Annotated in this window: 2 protein-coding genes and 1 pseudogene; 2 read left to right on the forward strand and 1 reads right to left on the reverse strand. The window is 52.4% G+C overall.

Translation table 11 applies throughout. The features are described from left to right. Positions 1–547 (forward strand): annotated as a pseudogene (locus tag J5224_RS25320) (endonuclease); the annotation flags it as partial. A 74-nt stretch (positions 548–621) separates the two neighbouring features. Beyond that, on the forward strand, positions 622–1,521 hold the full coding sequence (locus J5224_RS25325; protein ID WP_264627965.1) for a LysR family transcriptional regulator: 900 nt from the start codon (positions 622–624) through the stop codon (positions 1,519–1,521). A gap of 64 nt (positions 1,522–1,585) precedes the next feature. Here J5224_RS25325 and J5224_RS25330 read toward each other — a convergent pair. Beyond that, positions 1,586–2,187 (reverse strand): DmsC/YnfH family molybdoenzyme membrane anchor subunit (locus J5224_RS25330; RefSeq protein ID WP_264627966.1); only part of this gene is annotated, 602 nt, incomplete at its 5' end.

A 2,187-nucleotide genomic window follows, 5' to 3' on the forward strand; every position in this document is an offset into this window, starting at 1 on the left:
CAATATACGGTTGCGGCGCAGTCGCCAGCTCTGCCCGTTGCATTTGCGTAACGGCGCCCCCCATATTGTCGCGGCAAAAGAGATCGACTTTTCCCATACGCCCGATTTATACGGCTTGTTCTCCAACCGGCGCGCTGCGCAGCAAGCGCTGCTGGATATCGCCGACAGTGAGTTGCTGTGTTACGGGCTGTTAGGTTTGGAAAAAAAACCGCACGGTCGGGCTTGTTTCAGACATCAACTGGGGCGATGCGCAGGTGCCTGTTGTGGCAAGGAACCGGTGGTAGAGCATCAACTGCGTCTGCTCGATGGGCTGCAACAGCTACGTGTGTTCAACTGGCCTTACTCGGGCGCCGTCGGGCTGGTGGAGCAGCACGGCGATGTGCGGCAGATTCATGTTATCAACAACTGGTATTACCTCGGATCCGTAGAAGACATCGCTGATGCAGCACGCTTGACCAAGGTCGCTCACGGTTTTGATCGCGACGGATACAAGATTTTAAGCGGGCCGCTGTTAAAGGGGCAGCATGAGGTCATTTTGCTGGAATGATCTGATCTCATCGACATTCATCGCGGCTGATGAATGATAATATGGATTATCCACATTTATGCTATGGATTTTCGATGTTATTTACGCTGCGCCAACTTGAATTTTTTGTCGCTGTTGCCGATGCCGGACAAATCTCTAAGGCAGCGTTGTTTTGCAATGTTTCCCAATCGTCAATGACGGTTGCGCTGCAAAATCTGGAAGAGCAATGCGGAAGGTCGCTGTTTACCCGCCATGCCAAAGGAATACGCCTGACGGAAACCGGAGAGCGTCTATTACGCCATGCCAGAAAGGTATTAAACACCGTTCAGCTCGCGACGGATGATATGCTGATTCCGTCTAACGATCTGAGTGGAACGCTGCGCATTGGTGTCACTGAAACCCTCTCGGCCTATATGCTGCCTGCGCTGCTGAGCTCGATTACGGCGCGCTTTCCTTCTTTGCAATTTAGCCTGGTTGAGTATCCTTCTCCCCGATTGTGTCAGGCGATAAGGGCCGGGATGGTTGATCTGGCCTTGATGCTGGTGTCTAACATCATGCTGCCAGAGGATTTTGCGACAGAGATATTCATTCGTTCGACTCGGCGATTATGGACCTGTGCCGGCCACCCATTACAGGATGCGCCGACGATTACGTTAGAGAGCATTGCGAAAGAAGATTTTTTGCTTCTCGATATGGATGACCATATCCCTACCGTCAATCATTACTGGGCTGAGCAAAATCTGCAACCACGCATCAAATTTAAATCGACCTCCATTGAGGCGATAAGGGGTATGGTGGCGCAAGGCCACGGTGTCACCATTTTGTCTGATTTTGTGTATCGCCCCTGGTCGTTGGAAGGCAATCGTATTGTCCGGCGGGATGTGAGTAACGTGATCCCTTCGATGGATATTGGGGCCGTGTGGTTACCCGCGCGCCCTTTGCTGCCCAGCGCTGAGATGTTGATAGATTTCATTCGTAAACAAAAAAACGCGTAATCATCCCCTGTTCTGCGCCATAAAAAATGGGCTGTTAGCCAGCCCATTGATGGTTAGCGCACGATCACCCTCCGACGCTAAAGAACGCGTAGCGCCCTAAGAACTCGCCGGTGATGGTTATCATCAACGCCAGTGAGAGCAGAGCGGGCAATGATTTTCGTGGCAATCGGGTGACATAGGTCACCAGCAGGACCAGTGCGATGCCCAGCAGCAGGTAACGCCACAGCGTCAGTGTTCCGACATTCACCGCAGCGGTTTTAATGCTGATTCCTTGCGCAAGGTTGGGGGCAACGGCAGAAAACATGACAATGACCGCAACCGTAGCCAGCACAAAACCCAGCAGGTAGAAGCGAAGCAAAGGTGTCATGGCACGCGCACTCTCATCCTCTGCCAGTTGGTGTAACTGGGGCCACAGGCACAGCGCATACAACAGGCTGCCCATCATAAACGCCGAACCATAAAAGCCCGCATAGGTTCCCCATCCTTGCCAAAGGATAAAACGGCTATGGTCGTAAATGGCTGACATGACGAAGATATCCGCCACGCCGACCAACGCGGTGAGCCCCAGCAGTGCGGTAGGTAGCTGTTTTTTCACCAGAGCATAAACCAGTGTCAAAAATAGCAAGCCTATAAACAGCGCTGTGAACAGGATTTCGCGGCTCATCC

The organism is Candidatus Symbiopectobacterium sp. NZEC135 (genome assembly GCF_025962695.1).

What these genes read in the sequence shown, in the direction of transcription:
- J5224_RS25325 (WP_264627965.1), top strand. Translation starts at nt 622, where the DNA reads ATGTTATTTACGCTGCGCCAACTTGAATTTTTTGTCGCTGTTGCCGAT.